Here is a 22,843-nt window from a genome sequence, read left to right on the forward strand (position 1 = left end):
GGATCTGAAGGATGAAGTCCGCAGACCGCGGGTTGGGTTGGGAGATCGACTATCTGTCGGATCTGGGACGCGCATTCGGCGGCGCCCTGTTGTTCAGTCTCCCCTTGCTGATGACCATGGAGATGTGGGCCCTCGGCGTGTCGGCTGCGCCCGCGCGACGCCTCGCCTTCGTGGTCGCCGCCTTGCCCGTCCTCTACGGCCTGGCTCACTACGCGGGCTTTTCTGCGCGAAGAGGCCTGGTGAACAACAGCCTGGACACCCTTGTGGCGCTCGCCGTCGGGTTCACGACCTCGACGGCGCTTCTGGCCATGTTCAACGTCCTTGACGACTCCTCCCTGACTTCGGCGGTGGGGCAGATTTCGCTTCAGGCGGTCCCGGCCGCCCTCGGCGCCTTTGTCGCCCGTCGGCAGCTTTCAGGGGATGAGGAGGAGGGCGACGAGGACGATGCGTCCTACCCTGGCGAGCTCTTCCTCATGTTCGCCGGCGCCTTGTATTTCGCCATGAACCTGGCGCCGACCGAGGAGATGCGGCTGATCGCCTACCTGACGACTCCGTCAGGCGCCCTGGGGCTGCTGGTGCTGTCCCTGGCGCTTCTGCATGTCATCGTCTTCGAGGCCGGTTTCGCGGGGCAGGAAGAAAAGGAAAGCCCTCTTCGCGCCTTCCTGGACTTCACCCTGCCGGGCTACGCCCTTTGCCTTGCTGCGAGCTTCGCCATGCTGTGGGTGTTCGGCGCTGTAGACGGGCATGGCGCGGGCGCCGTCATGGCCAATGTCGTCGTTCTCGCCTTCCCAGCCGCCTTGGGCGCGGCGGCCGCACGGCTTCTGGTGTGACGATGAAGAACCGGGAGAAGCCCGCTCGCGAAAAGCTGTCACGGCTGCAGTGCGTCTGCGCCTTGATGGGTCTCATCGTCACCGCCGCAGCGATCGCGGTGCTAGCGCGATCCGCCTTCGCCGATCACAGGCCGCCCGACCTGACCGTCCTGCCACAAGCTCTTCGTCCTGTGGGAGCGGGCTGGGCGCTGGAGGTCAAGGTTGTGAACAACGGCGACATAACGGCCGCCGCCGTGGAGATAGAAGGGGAGACGGACGGGGAGAAATCCGGAGCTACGCTCGACTACGTGCCGGGACACGGCGAAAAGCGGGCGACCCTGGTCTTTTCCTCAAGTGGGAAGCCCCAGGCGCAAGTCCGCATCACGGGTTGGAGCGATCCATGACTCTCTATGAGCGCCTGCGAAGAGAGGACGACGCCGCCGGGAACCTTCGGACCTCGCCCGGCGCTGGTTCGATATGCAGATGCTTGGCGCCATTCTTCTTGTCATTCTAGGCGCTGTTCCGGTCGCCACGGGATTGTTCCTGATCAGCCGCGCTTTCAGACGCATCGGACGGGGATGGAGTCCGGGGGAGGGCGCATGAACTTCCTGCTTTTCGCTCTGGGACTCGTCTTCACCGCGGTTGCGGCGGCGGCGATCCGGTGGAGCCGCCGTCATCCGGGAGCGCCTGGGAAGAAGGCCGATGAAACGCCGCCAGACGCCTGACTTGCGAAGCGTTCGACACGGGCGGTCGTGTGGGCGCCCGCTGAGTTAGCAGTCGAATACGATCAGGCCCAAGGCTTAGGAGGTCTCAATGTCCGGAACCGGACACAACCGCTTTTATGTCTACGCCGAAGGCGCAGGCCGAGCCCATGGCCACGTGATCGAGGCCCCGAGCTTTGAGGCCGCGGCGGTCGGGTACGCCGAACTGTTCTTTCCTCCTGTCAACGCCGGGAATGAGGTCCGTCTCTTCGTGACGGATATGGAGGGAGGTCGGGAGCACTGCTTTGTCATCGACCTGGAAGACGGGCAGGCCGAAACCTGCGGCTGAGCCGTCGGCCCGGGTGAGACGCAGGGCAGGGAGCGAAACCCGTTTCATGGTGTTGATTCGGCGCGACGGGCGCGGAGCCCGTCCCGGAGGCTCGAAATGGCGTATCGCCCCACCTGGCAGGGACACCTGCGTCTGTCCCTCGTGACCTGCCCCGTCGCCCTTTACACGGCGACCAGTTCAGGGGGCGAGGTTCATTTCAATCTCATCAATCCCGAGACCAACAATCGTATTCGGATGATCACCACCGACCCGGACACGGGCCCGGTCGAGCGGTCGTCCCTGGTCAAGGGCTATGCCGTCGCCAAGGACGAATACATCCTCCTGACCGATGAGGAGATAAAATCCGTCAAACTGGAGAGCACGAAAACGATCGATATCGAGCGCTTCGTGCCGGAGGAGGAGATCGACCGCCTCTACTGGGATAATCCCTACTACCTCGCGCCGGCCGGAGCCCTGGCGGAGGAGGCCTTCGGCGTTATCCGTGAGGCCATGCGCTCGGAAGGCAAGATCGCTCTGGGGCGCGTGGTCCTGTCGACGCGGGAGCGTCTGCTGGCGCTGGAGCCTCGGGACCAGGGAATCCTCGCCTATTCTCTCCGTACGCGAGGGGAGGTCCGCGCGATGCGCGACGTGTTCGGAGCCATATCGGACAAGGCGCCCGATCCGGCCATGGTCGATATTGCGCGGCGGATCATCGAGCAGAAGGCCGGGCCCTTCGATCCGGACCAGTTTGTCGATCGATACGAGGAGGCGCTGAAGGCTCTGATCGCCTCCAAACAGAAGGGTCATAAGCCTGTTCGCGCCGCCGAGCCGGAGGACACCAATGTCGTGGATCTGATGGCCGCGCTCCGCGCCAGCCTGAAAGGTTCGGGCGCCGAACCTCGCAGGGGCGCGCGGACGGCCAAGCGGCCGGCCGCTTCGGAAAAGGGAAAGAGGGCCACGCCCCGGAGACGGGCGAGCTGAGGTTCGCCGGAACCCTGAGATGCTCGCCGCTCACGACTGACCGAAAGGCGACAGTCGCAACAATCCTTGGCCTAGCTCTTTCCGTTTTGTCGAAAGGGAGCTCGACATGAAGACCTACATCAAGATCGCGGCCGGCCTGACTGTCCTTGGTTTGCTGGCCGCCGCCTGCAGCAGGGACGCCGACCGGCGGGCGCGAGAAGCGTCCGGGGCGGAAGGGGAGCCTGTGGGGGAAGTGGGGACCTTGACTGATGTTCCTGCTGGACCGGGGACGTCAGGATCATCCAGTGAGGCGGTCAACGGGGCGGTTGCGACCGAGGCGCCGGGCTCCCCTGCGCTTCAAGGGTCGGGGACAACCACGCCGTCCCGAAGCACGACGAATCCGAGTCCGCCCGCTGCGACCAGTTCACCTCCGTCTGCTCCGGACTGAGTGAAGCGGCCTCGCTGGATGCCTGGGGCGCCGACCGGGCCTTCGTCGTTCCTTGCTGAAGCGTTCCGGGCAAGCGACGGCAATGCTGCTATGCTTGTTCGTGGCGTATTCGTGCTTGAAACAGCCTGAAACGCCGTTTTGAGCGAGGTTTCCGGCGCCCCCCTAGCGCCCCCCTAACGAGGTCAAACCTCAGACGCCCCAGGTTCACGTCCAGGCGATGGGCTCTATCTTGTTGTAAGATAAGGGGGAAAATGGTGGACGCGACAGGGATTGAACCTGTGACCCCCTCGGTGTGAACGAGGTGCTCTCCCGCTGAGCTACGCGTCCAGCGCAGAACGGCCAAATCAGAAAGGCTTGGGCCGTCGGGAGGCGCGATGTAGCCCGCGATTCCGACGACGGCAAGCCTCTTTGATCAAATACCGGCGGTGCGGACCCCTTCGGGCGTTTCCGTCTCGGGATCGCCGGGCAGCCAGGCGACGTGACCGTTGTAGATGTCCTCGTTCAGGATGCCTTCCTCCTTGGCGACCAGGACGGGGACCAGCATCTGGCCGGTGACGTTGGTGGCCGTGCGCATCATGTCGATGATCCGGTCGATGGCGACGATATAGCCGATGCCTTCCAGCGGAAGGCCCGCCGTCGACAGGGTCAGGGTCAGCATGACGATGGAGGTGCCGGGCACCCCCGCCGTCCCCAGCGACCCCAGAACCGCCGTCAGGCCGATCAGCACGTATTGGGTCAGCGTCAGGTCGATGCTGAAATACTGGGCGATGAAGATTGAGGCGATGGCCGGATAGATGGCCCCGCAGCCGTCCATCTTCACGTTGGCCCCCAAGGGCACGGCGAAGGCGGCATAGGCTTGCGGCACGCCCAGACGCTCGACCGTCTGGCGCAGGGTGATGGGCAGGGTGCCCAGCGAGGATGAGGTGGCGAAGGCCGTCTGCTGGGCCGCAAAGGCCCCGCGGAAGAAGCTGCGGACCTTCAGGCCATGCAGCTTCAGCAGGCCCGAATAGACGATCAGGATGTGGAACAAGCAGGCCGCATAGATGGCGAAGATGAACTTGCCCAGCGGCAGCAGGGCTTCCCAGCCATAGCCGCCGACGACCGAGCCGATCAGGCCGAACACCCCGAACGGCGTCAGTTGGATCACCCAGCGGGTGATGCGGAAGATCAGGGCCGCGCCTTCGTCCACCAGTCTCCGTGCGGTCTGCGCCCGGTCGCCGAGCGCCACCAGGGCCGCGCCCAGCAGGGCGGAGAAGAAGATGATCTGCAGCACCTTGCCCTCGGCCAGAGAGGCGAAGGGGTTGGTGGGGACAACGCCCAGCAGCACCTGCAGCGGCGTCGGGATGACCCGTTCCTTGACCTCGCCCAGCGGCAGGTCGGCCAGGCCGACGCCCGGATTGATGATGTGGCCGAAGGCGAAGCCGACCAGCACCGCCAGCAGGGAGGTGATGGCGAACCAGACCAGGGTCCGCACCCCCAGCCGAACCGCGCCCACGCCTTCGCCCAGCTTGGCGATGGAGCTGGCGATGGTGAACAGCACCAGGGGCGCCACCACCATGCGGATCAGGTTCAGATAGACGTCGCCGATCGGCTGCAACCAGACCACGGCCTGCTCGCGCAGGATCAGGCCGGCGATGATGCCCAGGGCGAAACCGGCGGCGGTGCGCTGCCAGAGCGGGATAGCAAAGAAGCGACGAAACATGACGACCTTTGGCGAGGAACGGTCGGTCTATGTGTTTCCCATGCGCACGGACGGCAACAGGAACGGGCGCAGATGAAGTGTAGAAGTTCTGTCAGTTCGTTTAGTTTTCCTTCTCCCCTTGCGGGAGAAGGTGGCCCGTCAGGGCCGGATGAGGGGTCTCGCTACGGCGGACGAAGGCGGCGAGAACTGAACGTCCCGCAACCCCTCATCCGTCCGGCTTTGCCGTCCACCTTCTCCCGCAAGGGGAGAAGGAAGCTTACCCCGCTATCACCTCGGCCAAGGCCGCCTCGAACCCGTCGTAGTGATCGATCACCACGTCCCCGCCCAGCTCCGCGCGCGGCACGTCGTTGTAGCCGAAGCCGACGACGATGCAGGCCACGCCCGCGTCCTTGGCGGCCTTGGTGTCGGTGGTGCTGTCGCCGACCATGACGCAGCGGGCCGGATCGCCGCCCGCCTTCTGCACCGCCTCACGGATATGGGCCCCGCTGGGCTTGCGGGCCGACACCGCATCCGGTCCGGCGATGAAGGCGAAGTGCCGGGTCAGGTCCAGCGCCTCGATCAGGGCCACCGACAGGTCGGTGCGTTTGTTGGTGGCGACGCACAGGATGGCCCCGCGCGAAGCCAGCCGCTCCAGCGCCGGAACCACGCCGTCAAAAACAGTGCTCTCGTCGGCGATGTGGGCCAGGTAGTCTTCGATGAAGCGCTCGAACAGGCCGGGCGCATGGGCCTCGTCCCAGGCCGCGCCCGCCTCCATGAAGCCGTGACGCAGCAGGGCCATGGCCCCATGCCCGACCAGATGCCGGGCCGAGGACATGGGCACGGGCGGCAACTCATATTGCGCCAGCATCCGGTTCAGCGTGCCGATCAGGTCGGGCGCCGAGTCCACCAATGTCCCGTCCAGATCAAAGGCGATGGTCCAGCCTTGCAGATCGCGTTCAGTGCTCATGTCGTCTCCCGGCTCGCGCAGGCCCCGGCAATGGGCTAGATCGCGCAGGACGACAAGCCGCCGGATCGATTCATGACCGCACTCCACCCTCGCGCCGCCATCATCCTTGCCGCAGGGCAGGGGACGCGGATGAAGTCGCCGCTGCCCAAGGTCCTGCACCCCGTCGGCCAGCGCGCCATGCTGGACCACGCTATCGACGCCGCCGAGGCCCTGGGTTGCGAGCGCATCGTCGTCGTGGTCGGCAGCCATTCCCCCGAGGTCCGCGCCCACGTCGAGAAGCGCCTAGGCGAAGACTCCATCGCCGTTCAGGACCCGCCGCTGGGCACCGGCCACGCCGTCCGCGCCGCCGAGGCCGTGCTGGGCGACTTCATCGGCCACGTGGTCGTGACCTATGGCGATGTGCCCCTTCTGAAGGCCGCCGACATCGAGCCGGTCTTCGCCGATCACCATGAAGGCGTCACCGTCATCGGCTTCGAGGCCCGCGATCCCGGCGCCTATGGCCGTCTGATCCTGCAAGGCGACGACCTGCTGGCCATCACCGAGGCCAAGGAGGCCTCGGCCGAGGTCTTGGCCGTCACCGCCTGCAACTCCGGCGTCATGGCCGCCCCGGTCGGCCTGCTGTTCGACCTGCTGGCCGAGGTGAAGAACGACAACGCCAAGGGCGAATACTACCTGACCGACGTGGTCGAGCTGGCCCGCAAGCGCGGCGCCCCGACCCGCGCCGTCTTTGCGTCCGAGGACTCGGTCATGGGCGTTAACGCCCAGTCCGAACTGGCCCAGGCCGAGGCCCTGTTCCAGTCGACCCAGCGCGAGCACTTCCTGGCGGCGGGCGTCACCATGTCGGCCCCCGAGACCGTCCACTTCGCCTGGGACACGCAGGTCGGCGCCGGCACGACCATCGAGCCGTTCGTGGTCTTCGGCCCCGGCGCGGTGGTGGCCGAGGGCGCGCGTATCGGCAGCTTCAGCCATATCGAGGGCGCCAAGGTCGCTACCGGCGCCGAGGTCGGTCCCTACGCCCGCCTGCGCCCCGGCGCGGACCTGGGCGAGGGCGTCAAGATCGGCAACTTCGTCGAGGTCAAGAACGTCCGCATGGACGCAGGCGCCAAGGCCAACCATCTGGCCTACCTCGGAGACGGCCATGTGGGGGCGAAAGCCAACATCGGCGCGGGCACGATCTTCTGCAACTACGACGGCTTCTTCAAACACCGGACCACGGTGGGCGAGGGGGCCTTCGTCGGCTCCAACTCGTCGCTGGTCGCCCCCGTGAGCATCGGCGCGGGCGCCATGGTCGGCTCCGGCTCGGTGGTGACCAAGGATGTCGCGCCCGGCGATCTGGCCCTGGGCCGTGCCGTACAGACGACGAAGCCGGGCTGGGCCGCCCGCTTCATGGACACGATGCGCGCAAAGAAGGCGGCGAAATCCCAATGAGCGACCAGCAGAAGAAGAACGCCGGCGAAGCCGCCGCCGCCTATGTCGAGGCCGGCATGGTGGTCGGTCTGGGCACCGGCTCCACCGCCGCCTGGTTCGTGAAAGCCTTGGCCGCGCGCAACCTGCCGGACTTGCGGTGCGTGCCGACGTCGGAGCGCACCGCTGATCTCGCCCGCGAACTGGGCCTGACCCTGTCGACGCTGGAGGACACGCCCCGCATCGACCTGACCGTCGACGGCGCAGACGAGATCGGCCCGGGCCTGGCCCTCATCAAGGGCGGCGGCGCGGCCCTGCTGCGCGAGAAGCTGGTGTGGGAGGCGTCTGAACGCTGCATCTGCATCGCCGACGCCGCCAAGGTGGTTCCGGTACTGGGGACCTTCCCCCTGCCGATCGAGGTCGTCGCCTTCGGCCACAAGACCACGGCCAACCGCATCGCCGACGTCCTGGCCGACCACGACATCCCCATGCCCGCCCGCGTCCGTCAGGCCGACCGCGGCCTGATCCGCACCGACGGCGGCAACCTGATCTATGACGCCGCCTGCAAGGTCATCGCGGACCCCGCCCGCCTCGCCGCCGATCTCAAGAGCCTGACCGGCGTGGTCGAACACGGCCTCTTCCTCGACCTCACCGACCTGGCCATCATCGGCACGGATGAGGGTGTCGAGACGATCAATCCCTGAGCTGAACTGTCATCCCGGCCGAAGCCTCGCTGCGCGAGGCGCAGAGCCGGGACCGCCCAAGACGCCGCCGTCAGCATTTCCTGAGGTCCCGGATAGCGGCTGCGCCGCTTCCGGGATGACGGAAGAGGGGGACGTCTTCGCCTTGCCCCCTCGCGCCCCGGCGCCTAAGTCGGGTCAGCGCTGCGGTTCAGCCGCACAGATTTCAGACGATTCAGACGAATTGGACTCACTTTTCGAGTCTGATCCCGGAGCCCCCGATGACCACGACCTACGACTACGACCTCTTCGTCATCGGCGCCGGTTCGGGCGGGGTGCGCGCCGCGCGCCTGACCGCTCTGGGCGGCAAGAAGGTGGCCGTGGCCGAGGAGTATCGCGTCGGCGGCACCTGCGTCATTCGCGGCTGCGTGCCCAAGAAGTTCATGGTCATGGCCTCGGAAGTCAGCCACGCGCTGGAGATCGCCGAGGGCTACGGCTGGTCGTTCGACAACGCCAAGTTCGACTGGCCCACCTTCCTGCAGGCCAAGGACGTCGAGATCGCCCGCCTGTCGGGCATCTACGCCGCCAACCTGGGCAAGGCGGGCGTTGATCTGGTCCACGGCCGCGCCGTGATGAAGGACGCCCACACGGTCGAGCTTCTCGCCAAGGACGGCAGCAAGCTGCAGACCTACACCGCCGAAAAGATCCTGATCGCCACCGGCGGCCGTCCGTGGAAGCCCGAGGACCTGCCGGGCGTCGAGCACGCCATCACGTCCGAAGAAGCCTTCCATCTGCCGGAACTGCCCAAGCGCATCTTGATCGCGGGCGGCGGCTATATCGCGGTCGAGTTCGCGGGCATCTTCGCAGGGCTCGGCGTCGAGACGACCCTGATCTATCGCGGCCCCAACATCCTGCGCGGCTTCGACGACGACGTGCGGGCCCATCTGGCGGGCGAGATCGAGAAGCGCGGCATCAAGGTCATCCTGGGCTGCCAGCATGCCTCGATCGAGAAGACCGAGACGGGCCTGGTCAACCATCTGGGCAACGGCATGACGCTGGAAACCGACGTAGTCATGTTCGCCACCGGCCGCGTGCCCTACGTCAAGGGACTGGGCCTGGAGAAGGCGGGCGTCGAGCTGAACGACGAGGGCGCCATCGCTGTCGATCCCTTCTCCAAGACCTCGGCTGACAACATCTGGGCCATCGGCGACGTCACCGACCGCATGAACCTGACCCCGGTCGCCATCCGCGAGGCCGTCGCCTTCCACGAGACGGTCTACAAGAACAATCCGCAGCACTTTGACTACGAAGCCGTCGCCACCGCCGTCTTCAGCCAGCCGCCGGTTGGCGTGGTCGGCCTGACCGAGGCCGAGGCCCGCCGCGCCTGTCCGGGCGAGGTGGACGTCTATGTGACCCGCTTCCGCCCGATGAAATACGCCTTCACCGGCTCGGACGAGCGGGTGCTGATGAAGCTGGTGGTCGACGCCGACAGCCAGCGCGTCGTCGGCGTTCACATCGTCGGCCCCGAAAGCCCCGAGATGATCCAACTGGCCGCCATCGCCGTGAAGGCTGGCCTGACCAAGGCCCAGTGGGACGCCACCTGCGCCGTCCACCCGACCATGGCCGAGGAACTGGTGACGCTGAAGGAGAAGCAGTCGCCCTCAGCGATGGCGGGATGATTTGCGGGACAGGGCGGCTTGCCAGTCGCCCCGTCCGAGCGCCTTATGCGGCCCAGCTTTCCCGGAGGTCGTCTTATGAAGTCCTGCCTGCTCGCCGCCGCCCTGTCGGCCCTGATGCTCGCCGGTTTGCCGGCCCTGGCCCAGACCGCCGCGCCTGCCGCCTATCAGAGCGCCGTCGCCGACAGCCTGCGCCCCGCCGACGAGGTCGCTCGCGATCCCCTGCGCCATCCGGCTGAAATTCTCGCCTTCGCTCAACTCCAGCCGGGTCAGCGCGTCTCGGACATTCGCCCTGGCGCGGGCTACTTCACGCGTCTGTTCTCTCGCGTGGTGGGCGAGGGCGGTCACGTCTACGCCTTCGTGCCGAACAAGACCGCCGAGCGCGAGAACCCGCGCGCCGACGCCCTGGTCGCCGCCTATCCCAACGTCAGCCGCGTCAACGGCGACCTGGACGCCATGACCTTCGACCAGCCCCTGGACGTGGTCTTCATGAGCCAGGAATACCACGACTTCCACATCCCCCGGTTCGGCGTGGACGTGACCAAGATGAACGCCGACATCTTCAAGGCGCTGAAACCCGGCGGCCTGTTCGTGGTCATCGACCATCAGGCCGCGCCCGGCGCCGGCAACACCGTCGTCGAGACCCTGCACCGCATCGAGGGCGCCCAGCTGCGTCGCGAGGTCGAGGCCGCCGGCTTCGTCTTCGACGGCGAGACCACAGCCGTCGCCAACCCCGCCGACGACCACACGTTGAACGTCTTCGACGAGGCCATTCGCGGCAAGACCGACCAGTTCGTCTATCGCTTCAGAAAGCCGGGTTGAACCGGCTGAAATCACAGGAGGAGTTGCCGTGCGTCCCTTCCTCTCGCTTCTCGTCGTCGCCTCGCTGGCGACGGCCGCGCCCTTGAGCGTCGCTTCGGCCCAGACGGCGCCCGCCGCCTATGAGGCCGCCCTGGCCAGCCCGATCCGCACGACCGAGGACCGGGCGCGCGACGTGGCCCGCCACGCCGCCGAGACCCTTGCCTTCGCCGAGGTGAAGCCGGGTCAGAAGATCGCCGACATGATCATCGGCGGCGGCTACTTCACCCGCCTGTTCTCGGCCGCTGTGGGGTCAGAGGGTCACGTCACCGCCTGGCAACCGGCCGAGTTCATCGGCTTCCAGGCCAGCTATGGCGAGGCCCTGGCCGCCGCCGCCGCCCTGGACAACGCCGACGCCATCAGCTCGCCCATCGGCGCGCCGGAATGGCCCGAGGGTCTGGACCTGGTCTTCACCGCCCAGAACTATCACGACCTGCACCTCAAGCCCTTCGCCACGGACACGGCGGCCAAGGTCAATGCGGCGGCCTTCAAGGCGCTGAAGCCCGGCGGCCTCTATGTCATCGTGGACCATGACGCGGCGACGGGGGCGGGGCCGGGCGCGCCCGACAGCCTGCACCGCATCGAGGTGGATCAGGTCAAGCGCGAGGTCGAGGCGGCGGGCTTTGTCCTGGACGGCTCCAGCGATCTTCTGGCCCGTTCCGACGACCCGCGCACGGCCAATGTCTTCGACCCCTCCATTCGCGGCAAGACCAGCCAGTTCATGCTGCGGTTCAGAAAACCCGCCTGAGACGAAACTGTCGAACAGGTGACTGGCGAAGCGGTCAGGGAGGGGCTAACCCTGCCTCAAAATCCATAAGGGAAACGCCTCAGATGACTCGCATCGCCTTCATCGGTCTCGGCAACATGGGCGGCGGCATGGCCGCCAATCAGGCCAAGGCCGGGCATGACGTGGCCGCCTTCGACCTGTCGCCCGCCGCGCTGGAACGCGCCGCAGAGGCCGGGTGCCGCACCGTCGCCTCGGTCGCCGAGGCCGTGAAGGACGCCGAGATCGTCATCACCATGCTGCCCGCCGGGCCGCACGTTCTCAGCGTCTATTCGGAACAGATCATCGGCGCCGCGCCGTCCAGCGCCCTACTGCTGGATTGCTCGACCATCGACGTGGAGACGGCCCGCAAGGTCGCCGGCCTGGCCAAGGAGGCGGGCTACGCCTTCGCCGACGCCCCCGTCTCGGGCGGCACGGCGGCGGCCGACGCCGGCACCCTGGCCTTCATGGTCGGCTGTGATGAGGCCGACTTCGCTCGCGTCGAACCGGCGCTGGACCCCATGAGCCGCATCACCATCCGCGCGGGCGACCACGGCGCCGGGCAGGCCGCCAAGATCTGCAACAACATGTTGCTGGGCATCTCGATGGTGGGCACCTGCGAGGCCATCGCCCTGGCCGAGAAGCTGGGTCTGGAGCCGGAACGCTTCTTCGAGATCGCCTCCAAGTCCTCGGGCCAGTGCTGGAGCGTCAGCAACTACTACCCCTGGGCCGGCCCGGTTCCGACCGCCCCGTCGAACCGCGACTACGAAGGCGGCTTCGCCACCGCCATGATGCTGAAGGACCTGAAACTGGCCCAGGACGCCGCCGCCAAGGCCGGCGCCACGACCCCGCTCGGGGCCCAGGCCGAGGCCCTCTACGCCCTGTTCAACGGCCTCGGCTACGGCGGCAAGGACTTCTCGGCCATGGTCCAGATGCTGCGCGGTCGTCTGGACACCCTGACTCAATGAGGCTTCACGGGGGGCTTTCGCTACTGGTCGGCCTGGCGGCGATTGGCCTGATGGCCGCCGCTCCGGCCGATCCGCCCTATCGCGTCGCGCCCGGCCTGTTTCAGGCGGAGGCGCCGGATCTGGGCCTGACGCCCGCGCAGGGTACGCAGACCTTCACCGTCTTCGCGCCGAGCGAGGCGACGGATCGGTTCAGCAACGGCGTGGTGCTGACGCCGTTCAAGGGGCGGCTCTACGCCCAGTGGCAGAGCTCGGCGCGGGACGAGGATTCCCCTGACACCTGGGTCGCTTACAGCCTTAGCGACGATGGCGAGACCTGGCGCACGCCCGTCGCCCTGGCCCATGCGGGCGAGGCCGGGGTAATGCGTTCCAGCGGCGGTTGGTGGACCGATGGCGAGACTCTGGTCGCCTACGTCAACGTCTGGCCTGACGGCTTCCAGTCGGGCGCAGGCGGCTATGCCGAATACCGCCTGAGCCGCGACGGCGAGACCTGGAGCGAACCGCGCCGTGTCATGGGCGCCGACGGCCGTCCGGTAGAGGGCGTGATCGAACAGGACCCGCATCTGATCGGCGGACGGCTGATGACCGGTTTCCATATGCGCCCCGGCATGATCGCCGGGCCCTTCTATACCGACGACCCGCTGGGCCTGACGGGCTGGACGCCCGGTCGGATGCAGAACCTGCCGCGCGACGCCAGCGGCGCGGCGGCCGAGCACGAGAAGCGCCTCAGTCGAGAGATCGAACCCAGCCTGTTCCAGCGCGACGATTGCGCCGTCATGGTCTTCCGCGACGAGGAGTTGAGCTTCCGCCAACTGGCGTCCGAAAGCTGCGACCGGGGCGTCAGCTGGACAACGCCGGTCCTGACCGACATGCCCGACGCCCGCGCCAAGCAGAGCGCGGGGAACCTGCCCGACGGGACCGCCTATCTGGTCAATGCGCCCAACACCGATCGTCCGCGCATACCGCTGGCCGTGACCCTGAGCGACGACGGGCGCGTCTTCGACCGCAGCTTCCTGCTGCGCGGGGCAGGGGACCTGCAACCCCTGCGCTACGAAGGCCAGTACAAGCGCCCCGGCTATCATTACCCCAAGAGCATCGTCTGGAACGGCGCGCTCTACGTCGGCTACGCGACCAACAAGGAGGACGTGCAGGTGACGCGGGTTCCGTTGGCGGCGCTGGAGGGGGCGGCGGACTAATGGGCCGGGTCGGTGTGAAAGACGCTCCTGGCTCTTGCACTGCAGTCATCCCGGCCGAAGCGAAGCGGAGAGCCGGGACCCAGGCGTTTAATCTTGGCGCGACGCCGCCTGCCATCCGCCGCCTGGGTCCCGGGTTCGGCTACGCCGCCCGGGATGACGGCGACAAACCGCCCGCGTCGGGTCGGGAGGTCCCGCAGGGCTGACGGTCGCGGGCCACTCAAAGTGAGAACCGTTATCAATTAAGGGGTTGGGACGTTTTGTCCGGCTCCGAACATGGACAACGCTGAACGGCGAGCGCAATTAGGCGCACAAAGCTGTATAAGCGAAAGAACTACCGTCTTGTTCGACTATAAAGCCGCCTTTCAGAACTCGGTGGAGCAGGTCCGCAGCGAAGGTCGCTATCGCGTCTTCGCCGACCTAAAGCGCGTGCGTGGTCAGTTCCCGCAGGCGGTGCGCCGCCGCGAGGACGGTTCCGAGCAGGACGTCGTGGTCTGGTGCTCCAACGACTATCTGGGCATGGGTCAGCATCCGGTGGTTCTGGACGCCATGACGAACGAGATCGAGGCCGTGGGCGCCGGCGCCGGCGGCACGCGCAACATCTCGGGCACCACCCGCTCGGCGGTCGATCTGGAAGCCGAGCTGGCCAGCTGGCACCAGAAGGAAGCGGCCCTGCTGTTCACCTCGGGCTATGTGGCCAATGAGGCGACGCTGTCGACCCTGCAGAAGATCCTGCCGGGCCTGATCATCTTCTCGGACGCGCTGAACCACGCCTCGATGATCGAGGGCATCCGCCACGGCGGCGGTCCGCGCCACATCTTCCGCCACAACGACCTTGAGCATCTTGAGGAACTGCTGGCCGCCGCCCCGCTGGGCGCGCCCAAGCTGGTGGCCTTCGAGAGCGTCTATTCGATGGACGGCGACATCGCCGACATCGCCGGCACCATCGCCTTGGCCAAGAAATACGGCGCCATGACCTATCTGGACGAGGTCCACGCGGTCGGCTTGTACGGCGAAACCGGGGCGGGCGTGGCCGAGCGCGACGGCGTCCTGGACGGCATCGACATCGTCGAATGCACCCTGGGCAAGGCCATCGGCGTCATGGGCGGCTATATCGCCGCCGACGCGGTGATCGTGGATGCGGTGCGCAGCTGGGCCTCGGGCTTCATCTTCACCACCAGCCTGCCGCCCGCCCTGACCGCCGGCGCCCTGGCCTCGGTGCGCCACCTGAAGGCCCATCCGGAACTGCGCGTCGCCCATCAGGAGCGCGCCGAGACCCTGAAACGCCGCCTGCTGGAGGCCGGCATCCCGGTCCTGCCCAGCGTCAGTCACATCGTCCCGGTCCATGTCGGCAACCCGGTTCACTGCAAGCTGATCTCGGACATGCTGCTGGAAGAGCACGGCATCTACGTCCAGCCGATCAACTATCCGACCGTGCCCAAGGGGACCGAGCGCCTGCGCTTCACCCCGTCGCCGAACCATGACGACGGCATGATCGACAAGCTGGTCGACGCGATGGACAAGCTGTTCTCGCACTGCAATGTGGCGCGCCGTCCGGTCGCCGCGTGACGATCGACGCTGAACTCGGCGAGGTCATCGTCGAGTTCGTTCGCAACGGAACCTATGTGAAGTGCTCGGCCGTCCATGTGGCCACGGGCGTCGAGGTCTCGGCCATGGGGCCGGCTCTGGAGCCGCGCGCGGTTGAACGGGTCGCCATCGCCAAACTGAAACGCGCCTTGGCGACCCGTCGCTGACCTTTGGCGTCAGGCCGCCTGACGACGGCGGTGCAGTTTCAGGGCCGCGCCGCTGGCCAGTAGAACGCCCAGCAGGATCATCGCCCATTCCGACAGGGTCGGCACCGGCGCGGGCGGCGCGTGCGGGGTAAGCGACATGGTGACAGCGCTGGCTTGAGCTTGAGAAGCACCCTCGGCCGGGGTGACGGACGTCTGAATGCATCCTGCGCCCGGCGTGTTGGTGGGCGCGTTGCTGACAGTGCCACGCGCTGTGCATCGGGCATTGTTGTCGACCGAAACCGCCGGGTGGATCGAGGTGAAATAGATGGTCGATACGCGGGTTTGAAGGTCGTTCGACGGCGTCATCGAAGCGCTGTAGGGCGCGCCGTTCGTCCGGTCGAACTTGAACTCGAACGCTGTAATGACGCCGCTGGCGTCGGTGCTGACATTGGCGAAGTTGATCACCATGTTGGGATCAAGGGCACCGGCGTTCAGCAGGGTGTAGGTGTTCTGGCCGTCGCTGAGTTGGAAGTCGTCGATCATATGGCCGACGTCGTCGGTCTGCACATTGAGATCGGGGTCTAGCGGGCCGAAGAAGGTGATCGTCCCGCTCAGGCGCTGGCCCGCGCCATAGGTCTTGCACACCCCCACCGGGCAGGCCGTGGAGTTGGTGCTCGCGGTGTAGGGCTCGCTCTGGACATAATAGGTGACCGGGGCGGCAGCCGCCTGGGTCGCCACAAGGCTCAACGCCGCAACGGCGTATCCGATCAACTGCTTCATGGTGGTTCCCCCTGATTTGGCGCTACCTTAAAGCTTGACGTTATCTCGCGCACTCAAATTGTAACATTGGTATCCCTAAGCGCGCGGCCAGGACCCGGCCACTAGATGTTGTGGTGTTCGGCGGCGCGGCCTAGATAGGGGCGCCGTTTTCGCTCCAGCCTTCGGGATGCCCGCCAGTGACCGCCTTCACCCACGACGCATACTTCTCCAAGAGCCTCGCCGACGCCGATCCGGCGATCTTCAAGGGCATCCAGGGCGAACTGGGACGCCAGAAGGAGCAGATCGAGCTGATCGCTTCTGAAAACATCGTCTCGCAGGCTGTGCTGGACGCCCAGGGCTCGGTCCTGACCAACAAGTACGCCGAGGGCTATCCGGGCCGCCGCTACTACGGCGGCTGCGAGTTCGTGGATGTCACCGAGGACCTGGCCCGCGAGCGCGCCAAGGAGCTGTTCGGCGCCGCCTTCGCCAACGTCCAGCCTCACTCGGGCGCCCAGGCCAACCAGGCCGTCTTCTTCACCCTGCTGCAGCCCGGCGACACCTTCCTGGGCATGGACCTGGCCTGCGGCGGTCACCTGACCCACGGTTCGCCCGCCAACCAGTCGGGCAAGTGGTTCCGCCCCGTGACCTACAAGGTGTCCGAAGACACTCATCTGATCGACTATGACCACGTCGCCGAAATGGCCCAGAAGGAGAAGCCCAAGCTGATCCTGGCCGGCGCCTCGGCCTATTCGCGTCACATCGACTTTGCACGCTTCCGAGAGATCGCGGACAGCGTCGGCGCCTATCTGATGGTCGACATGGCCCACTACGCCGGTCTGATCGCCGGCGGCGTCTATCCCGACCCCATCCCGCACGCCCACGTCGTCACCACCACGACGCACAAGACCCTGCGCGGCCCGCGCGGCGGCATGATCCTGTCCAACGACGCGGACCTGGGCAAGAAGATCAACTCGGCCGTCTTCCCCGGCCTGCAGGGCGGCCCGCTGGAGCACGTCATCGCCGCCAAGGCCGTGGCCTTTGGCGAGGCCCTGAAGCCCGAGTTCAAGGGTTATGCCCAACAGGTCGTCAAGAACGCCCAGGCCCTGGCCGGCGTCCTGGTCGAGCGTGGCCTGGCCATCGTCTCGGGGGGCACCGACAGTCACCTGATGCTGGTCGACCTGCGTCCCAAGGGCGTGACCGGCAAGGCCACCGAGCATGAGCTGGAAAAGGCCCTGATGACCTGCAACAAGAACGGCGTGCCGTTCGACACTGCGCCCTTCACTGTCACCTCGGGCGTCCGTCTGGGCACCCCCGCCGGCACCACGCGCGGCTTCGGCGAGGAAGAGTTCAAGCAGATCGGCCACTGGATCGCCGACGTCGTCTCGTCGATGAACGGCGGCGACGAAGCCGATCCGGCCGTCGTCGCGGGCGTCGCCGCCCAGGTGCGCGAACTGACCGCCCGCTTCCCGATCTACCGCTAAGGGAACGACTGGATGAAGTGCCCCTTCTGCGGAAACGCCGACACCCAGGTCAAGGACAGCCGCCCGTCTGACGACGGCGCGGCCATCCGCCGCCGTCGGTCCTGCCCGCAGTGCAACGGGCGCTTCACCACCTTCGAGCGGGTGCAGCTGCGCGAACTGGTCATCCTGAAACGGAACGGCCGCCGCACCCCCTTCGACCGCGACAAGCTGGAACGCTCGCTGGGCATCGCCCTGCGCAAACGTCCGGTCCAGCCGGATCAGGTCGAGCTGCTGGTCAGCCGCATCGTGCGCCAGCTGGAAAGCCTGGGCGAGACCGAGATCCCGTCGCACATTGTCGGCGACTTCATCATGAAGGCGCTGAAGTCGGTCGATGAGGTCGCCTACGTCCGCTACGCCTCGGTCTACAAGGACTTCCGCCACACCGGCGACTTCGCCAAATTCCTGGGCGACGAGGGCTTCGACGAGACCAAGCCCGACGACCCACGCTGATGCGCCCGCGCGTCACCCTGAAGCTGGCCACGTCGCTGGACGGCCGCATCGCCACGGCTACGGGCGAAAGCCAGTGGATCACCGGACCGGAAGCCCGCCAGCAGGGCCACCGCCTGCGCGCGACCCATGACGCCATCCTGGTCGGCGTCGAGACCGTGCTGGCCGACGACCCGGAACTGACCGTGCGTCTTCCTGACTATGCCGGGACGCATCCGCTGCGCGTGGTCCTCGACAGCCGCCTGCGCACGCCCGTGACGGCCAAGGTCGCCAGCGGAAACACCCTGATCCTCACCACAGCCCAGCCCCATGCCATCGGTCAGGCTGAGGTCGTGGCGGTCGCCGCCGCCGACGGCCGTCCCGCCATCGCCGCCGTCTTGGACGCTCTGACGGCGCGCGGCGTCACGTCGCTGCTGATCGAGGGCGGAGGCCGCGTCGCCGCCTCCTTCCTCACGGCGGGCGTGGTGGACGCCATCGAATGGTTCCGCGCCCCGATCCTGCTGGGCGGGGAAGGGCGGCCCTGCGTCGCCTCCCTGGCGCTTGCAAAGCTGGCCGACGCCCCCAAGTTCCGTCGTCTGGGCGTCGAGCCTGTCGGAGATGACCTGTGGGAGCGCTACGCGCGCTTCGACGGCTGATTTCAGACGATTCAGACTATTCAGACTATGTTTTTTGGGTCCGAAGGGACCGGAGTTTCCATGTTCACCGGCATCGTCACCGACATCGGCCGCGTCCGCAGCGTCCGCCAAACCGACCGCGACCGTCGCTATGAGATCGAGACCGTGTGGGACACGGCAAGCATCGACCTCGGCGCCTCCATCAGCCATGCGGGCTGCTGTCTGACCGTCACCGAGAAGGGCGAGGGCTGGTTCGCTGTCGAAGTCTCCGGCGAGACCTTGTCCAAGACCAAGCTGGGCGACTGGGTCGAGGGCGCCCGCGTCAATCTGGAGCGCGCCGCCAAGCTGGGCGACGAGCTGGGCGGCCATATCGTTTCCGGCCACGTCGACGGTCTGGGCGAGGTCGTTTCCATCACGCCGGAGGGCGGATCGCACCGCATCGTGGTCGAGGCGCCGGCGCCTCTGCACCGATTTATCGCGCCGAAAGGCTCAATCACCGTCGATGGGGTTTCCCTGACGGTGAATGGGGTGCAAGAGCGCCGCTTCGACTTGAACATCATTCCGCATACGTGGGATGCGACCACGCTCGGCGGCCTCTCGGTCGGCGACAAGGTCAACCTGGAGATCGACATGCTGGCGCGCTACCTCGCGCGTTGGCAGGAGACCGCATGATGAAACTGGCCGTCCACAATACCGACAGCCCGATCAGCCCGATCGAGGACATTCTCGAGGACGCCCGCAACGGCCGTCCCTACATCCTGGTGGACGCCGAGGATCGCGAGAACGAGGGCGACATCGTCATTCCGGCCCAGTTCGCCACCCCGGACCAGATCAACTTCATGATCCGCTATGCGCGCGGCCTGGTTTGTCTGGCCGTGACTGGTGATCGCGCCCGTCAGCTGCGCCTGCCGCCGATGGCCGCCGACAACCGCGAGAGCATGAAGACCGCCTTCACCGTCTCGATCGAGGCCAAGGAAGGCGTGACCACGGGTATCTCCGCCGCCGACCGTTCGCATACGGTTCAGGTCGCGACCGATCCCACGCGCGGCGTGGACGATATCGTCTCGCCCGGCCACATCTTCCCGCTGGTCGCACGTGACGGCGGCGTTCTGGTTCGCGCGGGCCATACCGAGGCCGCCGTCGACATCAGCCGCATGGCCGGCCTGAACCCGTCCGGCGTGATCTGCGAGATCATCAAGGACGACGGCGAGATGGCGCGGATGCCCGATCTCGTCGCCTTCGCCCAGCTTCATGGACTGAAGATCGGCACCATCGCCGACCTGATCGCCTATCGCCGCCGCACCGAGCGCTTTGTCGAACGCGTGCTGGAAACCCCGTTCGAGAGCGTTCACGGCGGCCCGTTCAAGCTGATCCTCTATCGCAACACCATCGAGGGCGCCGAGCACATCGCCCTGGTGCGCGGCGACGTCGACCCGAGCAAGCCGACCGTGGTGCGGATGCACCAGATCGACTTCGCCGCCGACCTGCTGGGCCATGTCGAGGCGCGTCAGGACTATATTCCGAAGGCCATGCAGGCCCTGACCGTCAATGATGGTCCGGGCGTCGTCGTCTTCCTGCGTGATCCGGGCCTGCACGGCTTGGCCGAGCGTCTAGGCGGCGCCGACAAGCCCGCCGCCGTGGATCGTTCGCTGAAAGCCTATGGCGTCGGAGCCCAGATTCTGCTCGACCTTGGCGTCAAAGACATGATCGTGATGAGCTCGACGCGGCCCAATCCGACGGCGCTGGAAGGCTACGGCCTGCGCATCGTGGGCTGGCGTGATATGGACGGAGAAGACCAATCCTGAACGACCCCACCCGCGTCCTGATCGTCGAGGCGCGTTACTACGACGATCTGGCCGACGCCCTTCTGGAAGGGGCGAAGGACGCCCTGCGCGCGCAAGGCGTGCAGTTCGACGTCGTCACCGTGCCCGGCGCCCTGGAGGTTCCGACCGCCATCGCCCTGGCCGAGGAAGCCGGCCGTTATCCGACCGCGCCGCGCTACGACGGCTATGTCGCCCTGGGCTGCGTCATTCGCGGCGAGACCTATCACTTCGAGATCGTCTCGGATCAGTCGGCCGCCGGCATCATGCACCTGGGCCTCAAGGGCCTGGCCATCGGCAACGGCATCCTGACGACCGAGGATGAAGACCAGACCTGGGCGCGCGCCCGGATGAGCGAAGGCGACAAGGGCGGCGGCGCCGCCCGCGCCTGTCTGGACCTGATTGCGCTGCGCAAGCGCCTGCGCGGAGGACGGGCCTCGTGACCGAGCCGACCAACACCACCCCGGCCACCGTCGCCGAAGTCATGGCCCAACTGGCCGAGGCCGATAAATCCCGCGCCGAGCCGCAACTGACCAGCCGTCAGCGCCGCGCCCGCACAGTCGCCCGTCTGGCCGCCGTCCAGGCCCTCTATCAGATGGAACTGGCGGGCGAGGGCGTCGAAGTCGTCGTCAAGGAATTCCGCAATCACCGCTTCGACGCCGACATTGACGGCGCGCCTCTGGCTGAGGCCGACGAGGATTGGTTCTCGGACATCGTCCACGGTGTGGTCGAGGACCAGCGGGCCATCGATGAGGCCGTCAAGGCGCGTCTGGCCTCCAACTGGCGCATGGAACGCCTCGACGCCACGCTTCGCGCCCTGCTGCGCTGCGGCGCCTGGGAGCTGAAGTCCAAGCCCGACGTGCCGCGTGAAATCGTCATCGACGAGTATGTCGAGCTGGCCAAGGCCTTCTTCGACGAAGCAGAGGCGAAGTTCGTGAACGCGGCGCTGGACGGCGTGGCGCGCGATGCCCGCGATTGACGTCGCTGGCGAATTTGAGACCATCCAGCGGCTTCTGAAGCCGCTGGCGCACCCGGAATGGGCGAGGGGGCTGGCCGACGATGTAGCCGTGCTGCCCTCGCGTCCGGGTCATGATCTGATCCTGACCAAGGACGCCATCGTCGAAGGCGTCCATTTCCTGCCGGACGACCCGCTGGACACGGTGGCGCAGAAGCTGCTGCGGGTGAACCTGTCCGATCTGGCGGCCAAGGGGGCCGAGCCCTTCGGCTATCTGCTGGCCTGCCACTGGTCCGAGCGTTGCGGCTGGCCCGAGCGCGAGGCCTTCGTCGCCGGGCTGCGACGCGACCAGGCCATTTTCGACATTTCCCTGCTGGGCGGCGACACGGTGAAGACGCCGGGTCCCGCCAGCTTCTCCGCCACCCTGATGGGCTGGGCGCCGTCCTCCTCGACCGTCAGTCGGGGCGGAGCGCGGCCGGGCGACCTGATCTTCGTCACCGGCACGATCGGCGACGGCTGGCTGGGGCTTCAGGCGGTGCAGGGCGCTCTGTCGCTGGAGCCTGAGCGCATGGACGCGCTGGAGGCCGCCTATCGCACCCCCATGCCGCGCGTCGAGTTCGCCACGGTCGTGCGCGGCCTGGCCACCGCCAGCGCCGATGTCTCCGACGGCCTGCTGGCCGACGCCGGCCATATCGCCCAGGCCAGCGGCATGGGGCTTGAGCTGGATCTGGAGGTTCTGCCCCTGTCGGCGGCGGCCCAGGCCTGGCTGGACAGCCGGGTCGATCCGCAAGGCGCGCTGGAACTGCTGGCCACCGGCGGCGACGACTACGAGATCATCCTCACCGTCCCGGCGGGGGCCGAGAACGCCTTGCGTCGCGAGGCCGAGCGCCGTCACCTGCGCCTGACCCGCATTGGTCGCGTGGTCGAGGGAAAGGGTGTGATCGTGCGCCATCTGGGACAGGTCATCACTCCGACCCGCGCCGGCTGGACCCACGACTAGGCAACGGAATCCTAACCGGGGCAGGGCAGGGTAAGTCTCATGCAACGTCGCGCCCTGATCCAGGCTGGAGCCTTCCTGACCGCCTCCGCGGTGGCTGGAGCCGCGCAGGCCAACGAAAAGGCTGCGCCAGCCGCCGCCGTCGTCAACATGACCGGGGTCGGCCTGCCGATCATCACCGACGGGCGGGTGCGCAACTACGTCTTCATCGTGCTGAAGCTGCATCTGGGACCGGGTCACACGGTCGAGGCGGTGCGCGCCAAGGAGGCCTGGCTGCGCGACGCCCTGATCAAGGCCGGGCACCGCACGCCCTTCGTCCTGCCCGACACCTGGCTGGCTCTGGATACGGCGGCGCTGAGCGCCAGCCTGATCCGCTCGGCCTCGACGCTGATCGGGCGCGGCGCCGTGACCCGCGTCGAGGTCGTCAGCCAGACCCCGCGCCGCCGCACGGGGATGCAGGGCGTCTAAAGCACAGCTTGAGAAACCGCTGTTGCTTCACGTCGTCGCATTTGCCACTGTTAAGCCGCAATTCCCGGGGGACGTGAGGTTGCGTCCGTAGGCGCAC

The 22,843-nt window shown here is 67.0% G+C and carries 25 protein-coding genes and 1 tRNA gene; 22 read left to right on the forward strand and 4 right to left on the reverse strand.

Translation table 11 applies throughout. The features are described from left to right. The first annotated feature begins 11 nt into the window (after positions 1–11). The 4 genes from ACR9FL_RS06720 (at position 12) to ACR9FL_RS06735 (ending at position 2,819) form a co-directional block, all read left to right on the forward strand. Positions 12–830 (forward strand): TIGR02587 family membrane protein, encoded by an 819-nt coding sequence (locus tag ACR9FL_RS06720; protein ID WP_436357812.1) that lies wholly within the window; start codon positions 12–14, stop codon positions 828–830. A 2-nt stretch (positions 831–832) separates the two neighbouring features. Beyond that, entirely contained in the window at positions 833–1,213 is a 381-nt protein-coding gene (locus tag ACR9FL_RS06725) for a hypothetical protein (protein ID WP_436357813.1), read from the forward strand. A 409-nt stretch (positions 1,214–1,622) separates the two neighbouring features. Continuing rightward, a complete protein-coding gene (locus ACR9FL_RS06730) occupies positions 1,623–1,859 on the forward strand; it encodes a DUF5961 family protein (protein WP_436357814.1) in 237 nt (78 codons plus the stop codon). 96 nt (positions 1,860–1,955) lie between these two features. Next, positions 1,956–2,819, forward strand: a complete 864-nt coding sequence (locus ACR9FL_RS06735) for a Ku protein (protein ID WP_313105922.1) — start codon at positions 1,956–1,958, stop codon at positions 2,817–2,819. A gap of 679 nt (positions 2,820–3,498) precedes the next feature. Here the strand turns inward: ACR9FL_RS06735 and ACR9FL_RS06740 are convergent. From ACR9FL_RS06740 to ACR9FL_RS06750, 3 genes are all read right to left on the reverse strand, one after another. Next, positions 3,499–3,573 (reverse strand) — tRNA-Val (locus tag ACR9FL_RS06740). An 85-nt stretch (positions 3,574–3,658) separates the two neighbouring features. Next, positions 3,659–4,948 (reverse strand): dicarboxylate/amino acid:cation symporter, encoded by a 1,290-nt coding sequence (locus tag ACR9FL_RS06745; RefSeq protein WP_436357815.1) that lies wholly within the window; start codon positions 4,946–4,948, stop codon positions 3,659–3,661. A 256-nt stretch (positions 4,949–5,204) separates the two neighbouring features. Further along, positions 5,205–5,894, reverse strand: a complete 690-nt coding sequence (locus tag ACR9FL_RS06750; protein WP_436357816.1) for an HAD-IA family hydrolase — start codon at positions 5,892–5,894, stop codon at positions 5,205–5,207. Between the two features lie 72 nt (positions 5,895–5,966). On the opposite strand from ACR9FL_RS06750, the gene glmU reads away from it, so the two are divergent. The 9 genes from glmU to ACR9FL_RS06795 all read left to right on the forward strand — a co-directional run bounded on the left by glmU (position 5,967) and on the right by ACR9FL_RS06795 (position 15,187). Further along, a complete protein-coding gene (gene glmU / locus ACR9FL_RS06755; protein ID WP_436357817.1) occupies positions 5,967–7,322 on the forward strand; it encodes a bifunctional UDP-N-acetylglucosamine diphosphorylase/glucosamine-1-phosphate N-acetyltransferase GlmU in 1,356 nt (451 codons plus the stop codon). Further along, the gene (gene rpiA, locus ACR9FL_RS06760) at positions 7,319–8,002 is read left to right on the forward strand and encodes a ribose-5-phosphate isomerase RpiA (RefSeq protein WP_436357818.1); all 684 of its coding nucleotides are present in this window, start codon (positions 7,319–7,321) and stop codon (positions 8,000–8,002) included. The genes glmU and rpiA overlap by 4 nt, the downstream gene beginning before the upstream one ends. Positions 8,003–8,259: 257 nt before the next feature. After that, positions 8,260–9,657, forward strand: a complete 1,398-nt coding sequence (gor, locus tag ACR9FL_RS06765; RefSeq protein WP_436357819.1) for a glutathione-disulfide reductase — start codon at positions 8,260–8,262, stop codon at positions 9,655–9,657. 75 nt (positions 9,658–9,732) lie between these two features. Beyond that, a complete protein-coding gene (locus ACR9FL_RS06770; protein ID WP_436357820.1) occupies positions 9,733–10,476 on the forward strand; it encodes a class I SAM-dependent methyltransferase in 744 nt (247 codons plus the stop codon). Positions 10,477–10,504: 28 nt separating this feature from the next. Beyond that, the gene (locus ACR9FL_RS06775; RefSeq protein WP_436357821.1) at positions 10,505–11,260 is read left to right on the forward strand and encodes a class I SAM-dependent methyltransferase; all 756 of its coding nucleotides are present in this window, start codon (positions 10,505–10,507) and stop codon (positions 11,258–11,260) included. Next, complete coding sequence (gene mmsB, locus ACR9FL_RS06780) at positions 11,257–12,243, forward strand: 3-hydroxyisobutyrate dehydrogenase (RefSeq protein ID WP_436358127.1); 987 nt, start codon at positions 11,257–11,259, stop codon at positions 12,241–12,243. The genes ACR9FL_RS06775 and mmsB overlap by 4 nt, the downstream gene beginning before the upstream one ends. Next, positions 12,240–13,436 carry a sialidase family protein gene (locus ACR9FL_RS06785; protein ID WP_296171887.1) on the forward strand — a complete coding sequence of 399 codons (1,197 nt, stop codon included), beginning with the start codon at positions 12,240–12,242 and terminating at the stop codon, positions 13,434–13,436. The genes mmsB and ACR9FL_RS06785 overlap by 4 nt, the downstream gene beginning before the upstream one ends. A gap of 339 nt (positions 13,437–13,775) precedes the next feature. Then, positions 13,776–15,002 (forward strand): 5-aminolevulinate synthase, encoded by a 1,227-nt coding sequence (gene hemA, locus ACR9FL_RS06790; RefSeq protein ID WP_436357822.1) that lies wholly within the window; start codon positions 13,776–13,778, stop codon positions 15,000–15,002. Continuing rightward, complete coding sequence (locus ACR9FL_RS06795; protein WP_436357823.1) at positions 14,999–15,187, forward strand: DUF6898 family protein; 189 nt, start codon at positions 14,999–15,001, stop codon at positions 15,185–15,187. The genes hemA and ACR9FL_RS06795 overlap by 4 nt, the downstream gene beginning before the upstream one ends. A 9-nt stretch (positions 15,188–15,196) precedes the next feature. Here the strand turns inward: ACR9FL_RS06795 and ACR9FL_RS06800 are convergent, their stop codons facing one another. Beyond that, a complete protein-coding gene (locus ACR9FL_RS06800) occupies positions 15,197–15,946 on the reverse strand; it encodes an IPTL-CTERM sorting domain-containing protein (protein WP_436357824.1) in 750 nt (249 codons plus the stop codon). Between the two features lie 176 nt (positions 15,947–16,122). Here ACR9FL_RS06800 and glyA point away from each other — a divergent pair, with 176 nt between their 5' ends. The 9 genes from glyA to ACR9FL_RS06845 are packed head-to-tail and all read left to right on the forward strand — an operon-like array spanning position 16,123 to position 22,746. Next, positions 16,123–17,406, forward strand: coding sequence for a serine hydroxymethyltransferase (gene glyA / locus ACR9FL_RS06805; protein ID WP_436357825.1), 1,284 nt, complete (start codon positions 16,123–16,125; stop codon positions 17,404–17,406). A gap of 12 nt (positions 17,407–17,418) precedes the next feature. Beyond that, positions 17,419–17,895, forward strand: a complete 477-nt coding sequence (gene nrdR, locus ACR9FL_RS06810) for a transcriptional regulator NrdR (protein ID WP_292083034.1) — start codon at positions 17,419–17,421, stop codon at positions 17,893–17,895. Continuing rightward, complete coding sequence (gene ribD / locus ACR9FL_RS06815; RefSeq protein ID WP_436357826.1) at positions 17,895–18,527, forward strand: bifunctional diaminohydroxyphosphoribosylaminopyrimidine deaminase/5-amino-6-(5-phosphoribosylamino)uracil reductase RibD; 633 nt, start codon at positions 17,895–17,897, stop codon at positions 18,525–18,527. The genes nrdR and ribD overlap by 1 nt, the downstream gene beginning before the upstream one ends. Positions 18,528–18,587: 60 nt before the next feature. Then, on the forward strand, positions 18,588–19,178 hold the full coding sequence (locus ACR9FL_RS06820; protein ID WP_436357827.1) for a riboflavin synthase: 591 nt from the start codon (positions 18,588–18,590) through the stop codon (positions 19,176–19,178). Beyond that, positions 19,175–20,311: a 3,4-dihydroxy-2-butanone-4-phosphate synthase gene (gene ribB, locus ACR9FL_RS06825; RefSeq protein ID WP_436357828.1), complete on the forward strand. Its 1,137-nt coding sequence runs from the start codon at positions 19,175–19,177 to the stop codon at positions 20,309–20,311. The genes ACR9FL_RS06820 and ribB overlap by 4 nt, the downstream gene beginning before the upstream one ends. After that, on the forward strand, positions 20,305–20,769 hold the full coding sequence (gene ribH, locus ACR9FL_RS06830) for a 6,7-dimethyl-8-ribityllumazine synthase (RefSeq protein WP_436358128.1): 465 nt from the start codon (positions 20,305–20,307) through the stop codon (positions 20,767–20,769). Before ribB ends, ribH begins: the two co-directional genes overlap by 7 nt. Before the next feature lie 41 nt (positions 20,770–20,810). Beyond that, positions 20,811–21,305: a transcription antitermination factor NusB gene (gene nusB, locus ACR9FL_RS06835; RefSeq protein ID WP_436358129.1), complete on the forward strand. Its 495-nt coding sequence runs from the start codon at positions 20,811–20,813 to the stop codon at positions 21,303–21,305. Further along, positions 21,292–22,281, forward strand: coding sequence for a thiamine-phosphate kinase (gene thiL / locus ACR9FL_RS06840; RefSeq protein WP_436357829.1), 990 nt, complete (start codon positions 21,292–21,294; stop codon positions 22,279–22,281). Before nusB ends, thiL begins: the two co-directional genes overlap by 14 nt. 39 nt (positions 22,282–22,320) lie before the next feature. After that, complete coding sequence (locus ACR9FL_RS06845) at positions 22,321–22,746, forward strand: hypothetical protein (RefSeq protein ID WP_436357830.1); 426 nt, start codon at positions 22,321–22,323, stop codon at positions 22,744–22,746. Positions 22,747–22,843: the final 97 nt, after the last annotated feature.

It is taken from the genome of Brevundimonas sp. CEF1 (assembly GCF_051353055.1).
Taxonomy (GTDB): domain Bacteria; phylum Pseudomonadota; class Alphaproteobacteria; order Caulobacterales; family Caulobacteraceae; genus Brevundimonas.